Source organism: Pseudoalteromonas sp. T1lg75 (assembly GCF_002964705.1).
Lineage (GTDB): Bacteria > Pseudomonadota > Gammaproteobacteria > Enterobacterales > Alteromonadaceae > Pseudoalteromonas.
Genome location: NZ_PQCD01000033.1, coordinates 537,618 through 553,466, shown reverse-complemented (window position 1 = coordinate 553,466; position 15,849 = coordinate 537,618). Strand labels below are relative to the sequence as shown.

General features: G+C 48.6%; 10 protein-coding genes and 1 riboswitch. Of the genes, 8 read left to right on the top strand and 2 right to left on the bottom strand.

Translation table 11 applies throughout. From position 1 onward, the window contains the following. The first annotated feature begins 11 nt into the window (after window positions 1-11). From astA to C2M36_RS09035, 6 genes are all read left to right on the top strand, one after another. Window positions 12-1,046: an arginine N-succinyltransferase gene (gene astA, locus C2M36_RS09060; protein ID WP_105254625.1), complete on the top strand. Its 1,035-nt coding sequence runs from the start codon at window positions 12-14 to the stop codon at window positions 1,044-1,046. Between the two features lie 9 nt (window positions 1,047-1,055). Beyond that, complete coding sequence (astD, locus tag C2M36_RS09055; protein WP_105254624.1) at window positions 1,056-2,516, top strand: succinylglutamate-semialdehyde dehydrogenase; 1,461 nt, start codon at window positions 1,056-1,058, stop codon at window positions 2,514-2,516. Between the two features lie 39 nt (window positions 2,517-2,555). Then, entirely contained in the window at window positions 2,556-3,359 is an 804-nt protein-coding gene (locus C2M36_RS09050; RefSeq protein ID WP_105254623.1) for a DUF1338 domain-containing protein, read from the top strand. A gap of 302 nt (window positions 3,360-3,661) precedes the next feature. Next, entirely contained in the window at window positions 3,662-5,032 is a 1,371-nt protein-coding gene (locus C2M36_RS09045; RefSeq protein ID WP_234399131.1) for a sigma-54 dependent transcriptional regulator, read from the top strand. Window positions 5,033-5,065: 33 nt separating this feature from the next. After that, entirely contained in the window at window positions 5,066-5,875 is an 810-nt protein-coding gene (locus C2M36_RS09040) for a DsbA family protein (protein ID WP_105254621.1), read from the top strand. A 599-nt stretch (window positions 5,876-6,474) separates the two neighbouring features. Beyond that, window positions 6,475-8,844 (top strand): hypothetical protein, encoded by a 2,370-nt coding sequence (locus C2M36_RS09035; protein WP_158678907.1) that lies wholly within the window; start codon window positions 6,475-6,477, stop codon window positions 8,842-8,844. Window positions 8,845-8,948: 104 nt separating this feature from the next. Here the strand turns inward: C2M36_RS09035 and C2M36_RS09030 are convergent, their stop codons facing one another. Both C2M36_RS09030 and C2M36_RS09025 read right to left on the bottom strand, forming a co-directional pair. After that, complete coding sequence (locus C2M36_RS09030) at window positions 8,949-12,029, bottom strand: NEW3 domain-containing protein (RefSeq protein WP_234399130.1); 3,081 nt, start codon at window positions 12,027-12,029, stop codon at window positions 8,949-8,951. 88 nt (window positions 12,030-12,117) lie between these two features. Beyond that, window positions 12,118-12,204: riboswitch (cyclic di-GMP riboswitch) on the bottom strand. 546 nt (window positions 12,205-12,750) lie between these two features. Beyond that, window positions 12,751-13,716 carry a ribonuclease Z gene (locus tag C2M36_RS09025; RefSeq protein ID WP_105254619.1) on the bottom strand — a complete coding sequence of 322 codons (966 nt, stop codon included), beginning with the start codon at window positions 13,714-13,716 and terminating at the stop codon, window positions 12,751-12,753. Between the two features lie 97 nt (window positions 13,717-13,813). On the opposite strand from C2M36_RS09025, the gene C2M36_RS09020 reads away from it, so the two are divergent. Both C2M36_RS09020 and C2M36_RS09015 read left to right on the top strand, forming a co-directional pair. Beyond that, window positions 13,814-14,071: a DUF3081 family protein gene (locus C2M36_RS09020; protein WP_105189024.1), complete on the top strand. Its 258-nt coding sequence runs from the start codon at window positions 13,814-13,816 to the stop codon at window positions 14,069-14,071. 125 nt (window positions 14,072-14,196) lie between these two features. Continuing rightward, window positions 14,197-15,795, top strand: a complete 1,599-nt coding sequence (locus C2M36_RS09015; RefSeq protein ID WP_105254618.1) for an AbgT family transporter — start codon at window positions 14,197-14,199, stop codon at window positions 15,793-15,795. The last annotated feature ends 54 nt before the right edge of the window (window positions 15,796-15,849 follow it).

The following is a 15,849-nucleotide window of genomic DNA, read 5'->3' as shown; positions in this document are numbered from 1 at the left end:
CAAATTATCTTATGCTAGTTTTACGACCTATACGCGGCGATGATTTCGCCGCTTTAAAACAAATAGCCACCGAGTCAGGGCACGGCTTTACTTCTTTGCCCGTCGATGATGACCTGTTGCAGGCCAAAATCGCCCGTGCCGAGGCCAGCTTCAATAAGCAGGTCAATGGTCCTGGCGATGAAGGCTATTTGTTTGTGTTAGAAGACACAGACAACGGCGAAATCGTCGGTACCACAGGCATTGAAGCGGCGGTGGGCATGTCGGTGCCCTTGTATCACTACCGCGTTTCGACCTCGGTGCATCACAGCCCCAGCCTGGGCGTTTACAACAGCGTTGACACCCTGTCCATGTGCAACGATTACACCGGCTGTTCGGAAATATGTACGCTGTTTTTACGTGAAAATTACCGCCGTGGATTAACCGGTCGCTTTTTATCACGCATTCGCTTTTTATTTATGGCCGAGCACAGTGACCGCTTTAGCGACACCATTATCGCCGAGATGCGTGGGGTGAGCGATGAACAAGGGCATTCGCCGTTTTGGCACTGGTTACAGCAGCACTTTTTCTCCATCGAATTCCCACAGGCGGATCACCTGGTGGGCTTAGGGGATAAAACCTTTATCAGTGAGCTGATGCCAAAATACCCGATTTACGTCAGCCTATTGAGCCCGCAAGCACAAGCCGTGATTGGTGAAGTGCATGAAAACACCGCCCCTGCCCTGCGTTTATTGCAACGCGAAGGCTTTGAGCACCGCGGTTACGTTGATCTGTTCGACGCGGGTCCCACGGTGGAAGCCAAGCTGGGTAATATCAACACGGTACGCCAATCCAAGGTATGCCCTGTGCTGATCAAAGAGGATTTGCGTCCTCAGGGCACCACCTGGGCCATATGTAATGACAAGGTTGGCGATTTCAGGGCTATATTTAGCGATGCCGTACAATACTGTGATATTAAGCATCAACTTTATTTAAATGCGCAAACCGCACAGACCCTTGGGGTATCCCAGGGTGATTCAGTGCGCTTTTTCGCGCTATCTAGTCGTTAAGGAATGGCTATGCAAGTGCAATTAATTAATAACGAATGGGTTGCGGGCCAAGGCCCTGCGTTTTCATCAATTAACCCAAGTAAAAACACTGAAATCTGGCACGGCCAAGGCGCCAGTGCCGAGCAGGTAAACGCGGCGGTAAAGAGTGCGCGTAAGGCGCAATTCGCCTGGGCACAAACCGATCTCGAAGAGCGTATCGCGCTATTGGAGCGTTTTGTTGAACAGCTCAAAGAAAACAGCGAAGCGCTGGCGGTCACGATCGCCGAAGAAACCGGTAAGCCACTGTGGGAAACCCGCACCGAAGTGGGCGCCATGACCGGCAAGATTGCTATCTCAATCAAGGCCTACCATGAGCGTACCGGCACGGTTGAAAACCCTATGCCCGGCGCTCAGGCCTTTATTCGCCACAAGCCTCATGGCGTGGTTGCGGTATTCGGCCCCTATAACTTCCCGGGCCACCTGCCCAACGGTCATATTGTACCCGCTATTCTTGCCGGTAATACCGTGGTGTTTAAACCTTCTGACCTAACGCCCAAAGTAGCGCAGCACACGCTTGAATTGTGGCTGAAGGCCGGCTTGCCTGCGGGTGTGATTAACCTGGTACAAGGTGAAGTAGACACAGGTAAGGCGTTGGCGTCACATCAGGATATCGACGGCCTGTTTTTCACCGGCAGCTCGCAGACCGGTCATTTACTGCATCAGCAGTTTGGCGGTCATCCGGGCAAGATTTTAGCACTGGAGATGGGCGGCAATAACCCGCTGATCATTAAAGGCGTAAGCGATATCGACGCTACGGTGCATGATATTGTGCAATCGGCCTTTATTACTTCAGGCCAGCGTTGTACCTGTGCGCGTCGCTTGTTTATCGAGCAAGGTGCGCAAGGCGATGCCATTATCGAGCGCTTGATTGCCGTCACTAAAAACATCCAAATTGGTGACAGCTTTGCCGACGAGCAGCCATTTATGGGCGCCATGATCAGTAAAAAAGCGGCGGCGGGCATGCGCTCGGCCTACGAGCAATTGATCGCCCAAGGCGCAACCTCGTTACTGGAGATGAAGCACCTTGATGAGAGCACCGGCTTTGTCAGCCCGGGTATCGTCGATGTATCAAATATCACCATTGCCGATGAAGAGCACTTTGGTCCACTGTTAAAAGTATATCGCTACAGCGATTTCGACAGTGCGATTAATGAGGCCAACAACACCTCATTCGGTCTGTCTGCGGGTCTGCTTGGCGACTCACAAGACGATTATGATTATTTCTTAAAGCGCATTCGCGCCGGTATTGTTAACTGGAACCGTCCAATCACTGGAGCCTCAAGTGCCGCTCCATTTGGTGGTATCGGCGCCAGTGGTAACCACCGTGCGAGTGCCTACTATGCAGCAGATTACTGTGCTTATCCTGTGGCTTCTGTGGAAGCGCCGAAAAGCACCTTACCAGAAAAATTAGCGCCGGGCTTAATGCTTTAATAGAGAATAATTCACGCGCACATGCGTTAAGGAAAAAACATGCATAACGATGTAAATACATTATTTGAAAAGCTGTGGGACAACTACCTTGAAGTAACACCTTCAGCGGTAAAAGTTCATGAGCTATTAGGTTCAACGCAGCAAGACGATGTGATCAACGATCATATTGCCCTGCGTACCTTCAACCTGCCCAAAGTAGGTTTAGAGAAACTAGCCGCCCATTTTTTAGCCGTGGGTTACAAAGAGTGCGGTGAGTATCACTTCGAAGCTAAAAAGCTGTACGCTAAGCACTTCGAACATGAAGACCCGACTCAACCTAAGGTGTTTATCTCAGAGCTATTAGTTGAACAGTGCTCTGAAGAGCTACAAAAAGTCGTTCATGAGATGGTCGACCAAATCGATGAAGCCGCCGTGACCGGTGATAACTTCTTGTACTCGGGTACACATTGGCAGGTGAGCCATGAAACCTACAAGGCACTGCTTGCCGAGAGTGAGTATGCGGCCTGGATGGCGGCCTGGGGCTACCGTGCTAACCACTTCACCGTTAGCATTAACCACCTGGCTCAGTTCGACACCATAGAGCAGGTAAACCAGAAGCTTAAGGATGCAGGCTTTGCGCTTAACACCTCAGGTGGCGAGATCAAAGGCTCACCGGAAGTGCTCCTTGAGCAATCTTCGACCCTTGCCGATGATGCCAAGGTGCAGTTCAGCGATGGTGAATTTGCGGTACCAAGCTGCTTCTATGAGTTTGCATTGCGCTATTTGCAGCCAAACGGTGAAATCTACACGGGTTTTGTGGCCGCTTCTGCGGACAAAATCTTTGAGAGCACCAACGCTCGCTAATTAATCTGATTATAGTTAGCATGCTAAAAAAGCCCCATCTGGGGCTTTTTTAATGATCTACATCAATATTTGTTACACCTTATTACAGCTCTTCGGTTATTTTTTTAATATCAAATATTGCTTAACTAGTGTGCACGTCAGTATAAATGCAGCATAAGGCGAAAGTACCAACTCCAATGTCCAATATAGGGCCACTGTCAAGCGCTAACTCCCGTCATTACTTGCTTGCGAATAGTCCCAGCTCTTCTAGACTTTAAGCTAACAACCTCGCAATAACATTGCCTCATAGCTAAGGGTTTAGTGTGAGTAAGCGCAATACAACAACGACCCACATGGAGCGTGATGTATTGGTATTAAATTTTACCGATGAAACATGCTTAAATGATTCACGGACGAACCTACCCAACTGGCATTTTGTCCATGCCAACAGCCTTGATTGTGCCTATAAGATTCTCGAAAAACACAGCTGTTACGTCGCCATTGCCTTAGTTGGACAAAGCCAACAACAAGCGGTACTCAAAGCAGTAAAACAGCTTTCGGCACGACAAGAATCATTGTTATGGCTGGCCCTGTTTCGCGACGGCGACAGCCTGCTGGACAACATCAGCTATTGCTTTACCGATTACTTTTTAGATTATCATCACCTCCCCGTCGACTGGTCAAGGCTTGATCATACCCTGGGACATATCTACGGCATGGCGCAGCTCAAACTGCGCTCCAAACAAGGAGCCACCTCAACCAAGGCCAACAGCATTTGTTTTGGTGAGTCGAAAGAAATGCAGCAACTTAAGGACACCCTGGACAAGGTCGCCGGCACCGATGAAACCGTGCTTATAGGTGGGGAAACCGGCACAGGTAAGGGACTGTGCGCGCAATATATTCATTCGCTGTCGCCGCGACGTAATGGCCCCTTTATCACGGTAAACTGTGGGGCGCTGCCACCAACCTTGATTCATTCAGAGCTCTTTGGTCATGAAAAGGGCGCCTTTACCGGCGCAAATAAACAATATATAGGCCGCATCGAGCGTGCCCATAAAGGCACTTTATTTCTCGATGAAATTGGCGATTTATCCTTGGAACTGCAGATTAATTTGCTGCATTTTCTTGAAGAAAACTATATTGAGCGCTTAGGCGGTAACACATCGACCGAGGTGGATTGCCGCATTATTTTTGCGACTCATGTAAATTTAGAAAATGCGGTCGAGGAAGGGTTATTTAGGGAAGACCTATACTACCGCATCAATATTATACAATTGGAAATTCCCAGCTTAAGAAACCACATAAGCGATATCCCCTTGCTCGCCAATGATTGCTTAACAAAGCTGACTCCTCCAAATCACCAATTCAGCTTTAGCGACCGGGCCTTACAGGCAATGGAACAATACTCATGGCCGGGTAATGTACGCGAGCTAAAAAATCGTATACAGCGGGCCATCATCATGAGTGAAAATGACATTATCACCGAAGCCGACTTGGGTATAGCCTTGCCAAAATCATCGCAATCCAATTCTGAGGTGATCGATTTAGTAAAACATCGCACTGAAATTGATACCGAATTAATACTCGCAGCGATAAGAAGGAATAACTACAACATATCGGCGGCGGCTAGAGAGCTGAATATTTCGCGAACGACTTTTTATCGCTTAATTAAGAAGTGCAAGATAAAGCTGTAACTAAACCCAAGTTGCAATCTAGAGGACCACCCCATGTCAACATTTATACCCAAGTATATCGTCTTATTAATTGCCTTATTCTTACTCAATGGCTGTGACGCAGAGGCAAAAAATACCGAGCAGAGTAAGGTAGAGCAGGAATTAAGCGCATTAAAACAAGAAGTGAGTGAGTTAAAAAAACAACTCGCGACCATAGGCAGTCAGGTTAAAGACATTCATAACATCGCTACCGCCTCCCAACAGCCAAAACACAAGACCCTGACCACACAAGAAAACTTTGATAATAACGATGCGTTAGCAAAACTTGGTGAGGCGAGTGCCGGCCTAGCCATCGTCGAGTTTTCCGACTACCAATGCCCCTACTGCAAACGTTATGTCGACACCACATTTACCAAGCTCAAAGCCAACTTTATTGACAAGGGCAAGTTGAAATATGTCGCTCGCGATTTCCCGCTTGGGTTCCATAAACAAGCCAAGGGCGCGGCGGTAGCGGCCAACTGTAGTTTACAACAAGGCGCCTACTGGCCGATGCGTGAACAGTTGTTTAACAACATGCGTCAACTGGGCGATGAGTTGTATCAAAGCAGCGCCGAGCAGTTGGAGCTAGACATGGACCAGTTTGCCAAATGCCTTGAGGATGAAGCGGTTCTGGCCAAGGTAGAGCAGGACATGAGCTATGGCTCGTCACTGGGCATTCGCGGTACGCCAAGCTTTTTAATCGGTAAGGTGGAAGACGGTCACCTAATTAATCCGACCCTGCTGGTCGGCGCCCAAAGTTATGAAACCTTTGCCGCCGTACTGAATGAGCTGGCTGCAGCTCCAGCCCAGGAGGCCGGTGAATAACCTCATTTTTTGATAGCGCGAACTGGCTGCCCTAAGCCATCGACGCGCTATCTCTGCTTTGCCATCAAAAAGCACGAAGTCTGTCTCCGCACAACTCCCACAATTTTATTTTTAAACTAGTCCCTTAGCGTCTTTACACTGCCCCTTAGATCTCCGAGAACAATCGGTCTACTTTGTCTCAAAGTGTTCGTAACTGTTCACCTCCTGTTGAACAGCACCAAAATATAATTAACTGATTGATATTATTTAAATTAATCTATCACCTCCAAGATTTTAACTGCTGCTTTTTTGCGCACAGTGTTACATCTGTGAAACACCCACCTCCAGAAAAAAGCGAAAAATACAACAAAATCGTTTAAAAACATACATATAAAACATTGGCGCAATGCTTGCTCATATCGCTACCAGATAAGGTTCTGCGCTATGGACACCACTTAAATATGGACTGCCATAGACAGTAGCTAAACACGGCAAAAACGCCGAAATCTGTAGTAAAGGAAAGTACTCACTTTTATCGAAATGATGTCTTATTCCGCAGTTAAAAGTGATGGACTTACATGAGGTTTAATCAAAATTAACGATTGACTGAGGTCATGATTATGAAACGATTTAACTGTAAGCAGCTTGTCAGAGCCCTGGGTGTCGCCCTGATAAGCAGCGCCAGCCTATATGGCATTAGCACCACACCCGCACACGCATCCTTCTTCCCGCAAAAAGTTGACCAAGCCTGTATGGCCGAGCAAGCGGGGTTTGATCTTAACTGTACCGCCAATGATGTTAGGGTCAGTGAGGTAATTGTTGACGACTCTGGCGGAACTGTTGAATGTGTACTCGGCCAGGAATTCGAATTTACAGCCGATGTAATCATTACCACCACCGCCAATGAGCGATATGACTATTCCGTTTATTTACCCGAAGGCAATTGGAGTGCGCAGGATTCGGATCCCAACAACGAGTGCTCTATCCTTCTCGGTCGACATACTGACGGGCCAGGGGTCGATCTTGAAGAAGGTCAGGATGTCTGTGCCGACATCAGTAAGGCCAGAGGTTTCGATGCAACTCATGTGTATGAAGATGAAACCATTACCATGTTTTGTCGCGACGACGACAATTCGGGCAAGGCTGAGTTTAACTATTGTATGGCTTGGCATAACAAAGATGGTGCCGATTGTTCCGAAGCAGACCCAGCCGCGCCTGGTACCCCATCCAAGTGTCGCTGCGATACCTTCGACATCGATGTCTTTATTAAACCGGATCCCGTAGCAATCGAAAAAGAGTTGCTTAGCTCCAATACGCACACCGAGCCGGGAGGCGAATATACTTTTAAGGTTAGCTTCACCAACACTAACGCCAACGCCTCAATCTATATCCAGTCGCTTGAAGACCTAGTCGATGAAGGCGCTAACGGCAGTTATGAAACCACACTAGACCTTTGGGGTGCAACGGGTCCTGCAGGTGCAGCCGATGGTGTCTACCTCACCGACAGCAACTGTGAGCAACCGGCCGATGGCGGTAAAATTGCTCCTAGCGGATCTTATAGCTGTCAATTTACCGTGGAAATCGTTGATAGCAATCTGCCCGATGACCAAAGCCCAGAGTTCTATAATGATGTTATTAGAGTGCTGCTTTGGGATGAAAAAGACGATCCGGTCACCGACGATCAATGTCCAGCCACAATAAGCGACTCAGATGGCCAAGACTGTAGTGATGTTGAACAGGTGAATGTCACCAACCTTCCTCCGAGTATTACGGTTAGCAAAACAGCCAACCCGGATCAAGTACCTGAGTCTGGAGCAGATGTGACCTACACAGTAGTGATCACCAACACCTCTGATGACTGGGATTCACCGGTTACCCTAACCTACCTCAATGACGATATGTTCGGAAACCTGGATGGTAATGGCAGTTGCGCACTAGGCGTGGAGATTACCAATACCCTTGCTTATGAATGTAGCTTTACCGAGTTTATAGATGAGTCCTCTGACAATTCAGCGGAAGGCATGCCTGCCTCACACACCAACGTGGTTACCGCCAAGGCGGTAGACAATGAAAACGATGAAGCACAGCACGCGAATGACGCCACCGTGGTTATCAATGATATTCCTTCAGATATCTATTTAGTGAAAACCGCCAACCCTAATGAAGTTTTAGAAACGGGCGACGACCCAGCCGCATTCCGTGATGTTGATTACACCTTTGAGTTCGGTGTTGATCCTGCTGGCGTTGATTACGTTGAATTTATGAGCCTAATGGATACTAAGTTCGGCAATATCACCGGTGAATGTTTGGTGGATAGATTCAATGACGGCATTGATGGTAACAACGGTGACATGGAGCACCCTGACACCGACGCCGAAGGCTTTGACCCTGTAAATCCGGCATTAGCATTAAACGGCTTTATTCTCGACCCCGGCCAAAGCGCCAGTTGTACCATCACCAAGGGAATTCAAGGTACCCCTAGTACACCGCATACTAATATAGCAACCATTGCCGGTACGGATGAAGACGGTCAGCCTGTAGAGGCAATGGATAGTGAAACCGTTAACTTCACGCCCGCTGATGCAAGTGCGAGTATGAGGTTTGCCACCAGTTCGTTAATTGTAATTGAAGTTAATAACGGCGGTATTCGTAATGCCGAACTTACTGCTCTATCAATCTGGAATGGTATAGATCCATTAACCAAACTATCAGTCTTTAGCGCGCCTGTTGAAACGGGTGAATTGACTTTGCGTAACAACGGCGGCTCACACCTTGGTACCGACTATCTTCCTTGCATGACAGATGCTGCACTAGGGTACTCTGGCTCTGGAACTGAGAAATACACCTGTGCTTTCACGATCGAATGGGAACCTGATCTTGAGAATGCCGCTTCTATCAACAGATTGAAAGCTATCGAGGCTGTACTTACCGACTCAGCTGGTACAACGGACGAAGCACAAGTTAGCATTCAAGTGATCACACTTCAATAGGAGCATTAATCGCTGTATCTTTATAAAAATATAAAAACAGCCGAGGTTAATTTCTCGGCTGTTTTTTATGTTTACTCCTGAGTACTATTTAAGTAGAACAGGGATTAGTTCTTACCCTTACCCTTATTTCCACCACCGCCGTTACCAGCATCGCCGCTTAGTGTGACGTTCACCGTCGCGGACGACTGTAATTGACCATCACTAATGGTATAGCTAAAGCTATCACCGTTTTTAAAGTTCTTCGCCGGCGTATATTTAATACGGCCATCACTTAGAACCTGCACACTGCCTTTGGCACCTTGAGTCGCACTCTTAACCACTAGGGTATCGCCGTCGATATCCTTGTCGTTGCCAAGCACATTGATGTAAATGGCCGTTTTCGACGTCAGCGTTGCTGAGTCACTGTTGGCTACCGGGGCATTGTTTTGCTGCTGCGCCACACGGTAAACCAAGGTACTGGTGCTGCTGTAGGCGGTATTTGCTACGTCCTTAGCCGTCAAGGTCAAATTATAGCTGCCCGCATTGGCGCTAGTCGGTGACATTACGCTCACACTGACCGTCGTAGTCGTGCCACTAGCCAGGGTCACCGAGCTGTTGCTGGCACTCCAGCCGCTTGGCGTCGCAACGCTCAAGTTATAGGTCGCATCGGCACAATCCTGATTCTGGTTTGTGATTTCTACGTTATAGCGTTGCACAGTACCCGCATCAACTTCAGCGCCTAATGCATCTGTCACATTCAGTTTTGGTGCCGCTAATTGACAACTAGCTACCGGTGCTGCCACCTGATACGTTGCACCGGCCGAGCTCTGATAGCCACCGTTATCGCGGTTTAGCGCAACCAGGCTAAAGTTATATACACCGGCATTGGCATCCGCAGCCGATGTCACGCTGACGTTCAAAGTTTGTGATTGGCCAGGAGCCAAGCTCACACTTGGGCTAGTGGCTTTCCAACCCGCAGGCAGGCTTGCCTTTACATCAAAGGTTGAAGCTGCGCAGTTCGCATCGTCCTTGTTGGTTAATGTACCCTGATAGGTAACCGCAGTGCCCGCCACTACCTCGGTAGCGCTGCTGTTGAGCAAGGTCCATTGCGGGTTTGCCGATACACAGGCGGCCACAGGCGCTTCCACCACATAAGAAGCAGTGGTGCTAGCTTGATAACGGCTATCGCTGGTATTCACGCCATTGATAGCGACATCATAGAAACCATCTGTGGCGCTTGTGCTTGAAGTTACACTGACATTGACCGTCGTACTTTGACCCGGCGCCAAGCTCACCGATTGCTGCGTTGCATTCCAACCCGACGGTACTTGCGCAGAAACGCTGTAATTGCTGTTGCCACACTCGGCGCTGTCGTTATTGGTTAAGGTCGCGCTATAAGAAACGGTTTCACCCGGCGCAGCCCAAACACTGCTGTTAGACGCCAGCGCGATGCTTGGCTGCGCAGCAATACAGCTTTGCTGTGCTGAATAGCTGATATTTACACCCACGCCTGAGCTATTAGCCCACTCGGTGGTGATGGTGACACCAGCCTCGGCATCACTATAGCTTTTACCACTGATCAGAGCGGCATCGTCTAGATCATAAATAGAGCTACCTGGGGTCATATCCATCAAAATACTGCTGTTAAGATCTGATTTAGATTCGTTGTAATGCATCAAGACGCCTTCGGTGACCGGCTTGCCGGCTAGAAAACTATCGAAGCCTGTGCCTTGACGATATTCCAGGTAGTAGTAAAGCGGCTCACCCGTGCTGGCATCGGTACCACGACGCACCTTTAAGCCCTTGGCGTGACCTTGTGAGGCTTGCTCATAAGGCTCCAGCTGATAGCTTCCATCCACATCGGCGGTAATGATTTCACCGCGCCCTGCCTTTAACCAGCCCAATCGCTCCTTATTGAACACATTAAAGTGCCCCTCGGATTTACCCATAATATCCAGGGTATCGCCATAGGTAAGAGTACTACATAAGTCATTATTCACATCGTCGCCGCAATTGAGTCTTTTAGCGTGCTTAAGACCCAGATTATGGCCAAGCTCATGACCGATAATCGTGAGGTTAAGTTCGCCATTGACCCAAGCTCGTGATGGCGAACCACCCACAGTGCCTTGGCCTTCCCAACTACAACTGCGGTTCTTCGGCAACATATAGACCAAGCGTTGATACTGGCTCAAATCGATACCATTGTCTTCGGCGACCTGTTGAGCATACTTATCCATGCCAAAATAATCACAGGTCGTATCGATTGGCATGGTGTAATAACCACGCACATCACCCGTGAGCCAGGTTTGGCCATAGGAGGCTTCCTTGTAATAGTCGTTTACACGACCAAACACCATGTCTTCGACTTCCTGCGCCGTCCAAGGGCGGGCACTTGCGTTGTCCTGGAAGTTCAGCATCAGTACCAGTACTTTTTGCTCCCCCGTGGTGCCGGTCAGTGCGGCCTGAGTAGAAGCTGTGGTGCTTTCAATGTCGCCACCGGCGGCAAGCACCTCTAAGTTATTTTGTTCTTCGCCAAGTACTAATGACGTTTGCGTATTGTCTTGCTCGCCATTATTAAATTGCCAGCCCTTAACGCGCACCTTGGCACCCGACTGCAATAAATGGGTATCGATATTGTTCGGTACAAATAGCTGTACCTTTTTGTTTGCCGTGCTTAGGTAGTAGCTTAGGCGAGTTTGGCCCGGTTGCTCTGAATCTTCATAAACCAATTCCAGTTCACCCACTAATTCGGCTTGTTGAGCAAGTTTGGCTTCGATATGAGCGGGCATGCCGGTACGCTTGGCTTTTGGCATTACGGTGCGCAATGCAGCATTGGCATCAAGTTGCAACAAAGCGTATTGGCTTGCCTGGCGTTCTAAAACGAGCTCTTGAAGCTGTTGTTCAAAGGCGGCGTCAGTGCCTTTTACGCCCTTGGTGGCGCCCTTGTTGGCACGACGAAGCTCACCCATGGTAACGGCAAGATCTAAGGTTTGTTGCTCTAATAGCGCTTTGTTTGCTTGAGTGCTGGCCTGATTGTCGGCCTGCGCTTGTTTGAATATCTGGCCGTGTTGCATCGCCTGGGCGTTTGCAGCGAAAAGATTATTTGAGGTAAAGCCCAAAGTAGTTGCCAAAAGTCCTAGGCCACAGGCTTTTAAAACAGAAGAAGAAAGTTTATTAGGCGTTACGACGCCTTTCGTTATAGTCACTACTAGAACCTCTCAAAGTTTGTACATCACTTCGAAAGCTCCCAGTTCAGTGACTAAGTCAATGACCGAGCTCTATCAACGCGCCTCTTTCGGTAACCCAGCTGCCCACCGCCTAAATCAGTTAGGGCCTGTGATTTTGCGTACATTAATTTCGTAATGTTTGCCGTTTCGAGAGTGCTTTCGAATCTTACTTCATGGACCATTGGGGTCCAAGCGAAGGCGCATTCTAACAAGGTGATTTGAAGATTCTCAATGGTGAATTTGATCTTTTTTTAGACGATTTTTGAAACTTTTTATAAATCAATGGACAAGAAACGAACAAAATTGTAACTGAACAAGCCGTTCAGGATAAAAATGCGTAAAAAAGACCTTTTTTAGATAAAAATCTCGATTAACATCAACTGAACAGGGGATTTAGCTGGATTTTGTTCTTAATACGGGTGCATGCCTAACCATACATCATTCTTTAAGCACACCACAGAGCCGACATAAAAGTGAAAATCAATACGCTATAACCAACTGTATTTACTTGGATTATTGTTTTTATTGTGTGATTTTTAAACAATTGCAGTGTAACTATTATAAGAGCCCCAAAAACTCTGCTAACTGCCTAATGAGGCAAGGCTTTTTTGAATCAATAGAAGCGTAAATGACCATCCGCATCCATGCATTAAAAATGCAGATAGTTTGACCATACCTTACCCCTTAAGAATTCAGCCTATTATTCTTTACTGAACCCTGCTTGCACCACTACCACCTCGGCGTTTTTCTCCACCGCGACTATCATGCCATCGGTGGCCAAAAAAAGCCGACCTGAATATTCGGTCTTGGCCTCAACGAACAGTGGCTTCATGCCCTCTCCCGGAGCATAACGCGCACTAAAGTGGGTAAGCAGTAAGGCTGGCAGTTTGTGTTCTTGTGCATAGGCGCTGACACGCTGTACATCGCTGTGGCCTGTGTGAACGCCAACCTTTCGTAAGTCCGTAGCCAAAAAGGTGGCTTCATGAACCAACAGGTGCACACCGGCAATCACAGGGTCTAAACAAGTGGGCGCTTCATTATCACCACAGATAATGATCACCCTGGGCTGCCAGGCTAAATAGGTGTAGTCACCGGCAGATAAAAGCCTGCCTTGGTAGCTAACGTCCTCACCTCGCTGCAGCAGGTTATAATGGGGTCCACTGGCTATGTGCTGCGCTTGAAGTCGGTCAATAGCCAACTTGCGTGGGATCTGAGTTTCCGTAAATTTAAAGCCGTAACTTGGCACCCTGTGTTGCAATGGGCAACTTTGAACCTCAACCCAACTAAAGGTTTGCCTATTAAGTGCCTCAAAATCTACAAGCTCAAGATTAAAGGGCAAGGTCCATTCACTCATCGCCATAGCGGCACGGACAAACTCCAGCACTTCTACAGGCGCCACGATGCGCAGTGTCTGGGTACGTCCCGATAAACCTGCCGAGGCGATTAAACCGGGTAAGCCGTAGCAGTGGTCGCCGTGCTTATGGGTAATAAACACCGCCTCAAGATGATAAAGCGACAGCTTACTTCTTAATATCTGGTGCTGAGTCGCCTCGCCACAATCGACCAGATACCAGGGCTTTTGATCGTCACGAAATACGGCATAAGCGGAAACATTTCGGCTTCTTGTTGGTGTTCCCGAGCTGCTGCCCAATACCTGTACCTGCACACGCTGACTCCTATTTTTCAATTAAACTCTTTACTTTTACGTCACTTGCCCAAAGATTATAACTAACCCTAGGCCACAAAGAAGCCGGATATCCGTTATGAAAAATGAAATAGACAGTAAAATCCTGCTACGCGCTTACGAGCATATTCAACAATATGGTGAACAAACCGAGCAAGGCAAGTTTTATCAGGGACTATACGCTTATTCCGATGTCGATGGTTACACCCTGTATCTGCAAGGCAGTGGTGTGCTCTTGCGTTTTGGCTTTCATAACACCTATCACCTCGACTATCAAAGCGACAAGAACAAATCGGATTTTATGAAAAAGCTGTTGAGTATTGGCAAAGAGCCCTAACTTCGCCATGCTCATTTTCCCCGTATTTCACCGCTTATAGGCGCGGATTTGCCGAAACACCATGATCCCAATGGCCATTAATGGTATCTTTGCTCCCATTTGTGACTCCAAGGGATAAATAAGGTATGACCAAGGCAGTATCCTCCGCCGTACCGGAACAACAAGAACAACAAAAGGGCTGGTTTAATCGCTTTCTCGCGACCGTCGAGTTTCTCGGCAACCTGCTCCCTCACCCCATTACATTATTTGCACTTTTCTGTGTTGCCATCGTGGTTATCAGCGGCATCGCCGACTGGGCAGGGCTGAGTGCCATCGACCCGCGCCCCGAGGGTGCCAAAGGCCGCGATCCCGATGGCGTTATCGAGGTTGTGAGCCTGATGAGTGCCGAGGGCCTAAGACGCATTTTCGAAGGCCTGGTTACTAACTTTACCGGCTTTGCGCCTTTAGGTACCGTGCTGGTTGCGCTGTTAGGCGTTAGCGTGGCCGAGCACTCGGGTATGCTTTCTGCAGCCATGCGTGGCATGGTCATGGGCGCCTCTAAACGCCTGGTGACCTTTATGGTGGTGTTTGCGGCCATTCTCTCTAATACCGCCTCCGAGCTTGGCTACGTAGTACTTATTCCGCTGGCGGCGATGATTTTCCATAGTCTAGGGCGCCATCCACTGGCCGGTCTGGCAGCCGCCTTCGCTGGTGTATCTGGCGGTTACAGCGCCAACCTGTTACTGGGTACCATAGACCCCTTGTTGGCCGGTATTACTACCCCGGCGGCGCAAATGATCGACCCGGAATATCAGGTCGGCGCCGAAGCTAACTACTACTTTATGTTTGTCTCGGTATTCCTTATCGCCATCCTGGGTACCTGGGTGACCGAGAAGATTGTTGAGCCGCGCCTGGGCAAATACGACCCAAGTGAAGCCAGTATCGATTTAGGCGAAAACAAAATTGAGCACCTCAGCCAACGCGAAAAAAGCGGTCTAAAATGGGCCGGTCTTACCTTCTTAGCCCTGGGTGTACTCTTGGCCTTTACCGTTATTCCGGATGACGGCATTTTGCGTCACCAAGCCACCGGCGAAATTAAGGGCTCACCCTTCTTAAAGGGCATAGTGGTGATTATCTTTATTACCTTCGCAATCCCTGGTTTTGTGTATGGCCGCGTTGTTGGCACCATGAAAAATGACCGCGATGTCATTGATGCCATGAGTAAGAGCATGGGCTCCATGGGCATGTATATTGTGCTGGTGTTTTTCGCCGCCCAGTTTGTTGCCTTCTTTAAATGGACCAACCTGGGCACCATCTTAGCCGTTAACGGCGCAGCGTTATTGCAGGCCCTGAACCTGACCGGTCCGGAAGTGTTTGTATTCTTTATCCTCATGTGTGCGCTGGTTAACCTTAGCCTGGGCTCTTCATCGGCACAATGGGCGGTTACCGCGCCTATTTTCGTGCCCATGCTGATGCTGATTGGTTACGCGCCGGAGACCATTCAGGCGGCCTATCGTATCGGTGACTCGGTAACCAACCTGATCACCCCCATGATGAGTTACTTCGGCCTGATACTCGCGGTGGCCTGTAAATACAAGAAGGACATGGGCATAGGCACCCTGGTCGCGACCATGCTGCCGTACAGCATGATCTTCTTCGTTGGTTGGGTGTGTTTGTTCTACCTTTGGGTATTCGTACTCGGTATGCCGGTGGGCCCGGGCTCACCAATCTATTACCAACCTTAATGATAAGAGCCGGCCATGTTGCCGGCTTTTTGTTAGCTGCTATAGTGTTTATTA

Excerpts from the sequence above, each read along its gene's own strand:
- C2M36_RS09035 (WP_158678907.1), top strand. The coding sequence starts at position 6,475 with ATGAAACGATTTAACTGTAAGCAGCTTGTCAGAGCCCTGGGTGTCGCC.
- astA (WP_105254625.1), top strand. The coding sequence starts at position 12 with ATGCTAGTTTTACGACCTATACGCGGCGATGATTTCGCCGCTTTAAAA.
- C2M36_RS09020 (WP_105189024.1), top strand. The coding sequence starts at position 13,814 with ATGAAAAATGAAATAGACAGTAAAATCCTGCTACGCGCTTACGAGCAT.
- C2M36_RS09015 (WP_105254618.1), top strand. The coding sequence starts at position 14,197 with ATGACCAAGGCAGTATCCTCCGCCGTACCGGAACAACAAGAACAACAA.
- C2M36_RS09040 (WP_105254621.1), top strand. The coding sequence starts at position 5,066 with ATGTCAACATTTATACCCAAGTATATCGTCTTATTAATTGCCTTATTC.
- C2M36_RS09050 (WP_105254623.1), top strand. The coding sequence starts at position 2,556 with ATGCATAACGATGTAAATACATTATTTGAAAAGCTGTGGGACAACTAC.
- astD (WP_105254624.1), top strand. The coding sequence starts at position 1,056 with ATGCAAGTGCAATTAATTAATAACGAATGGGTTGCGGGCCAAGGCCCT.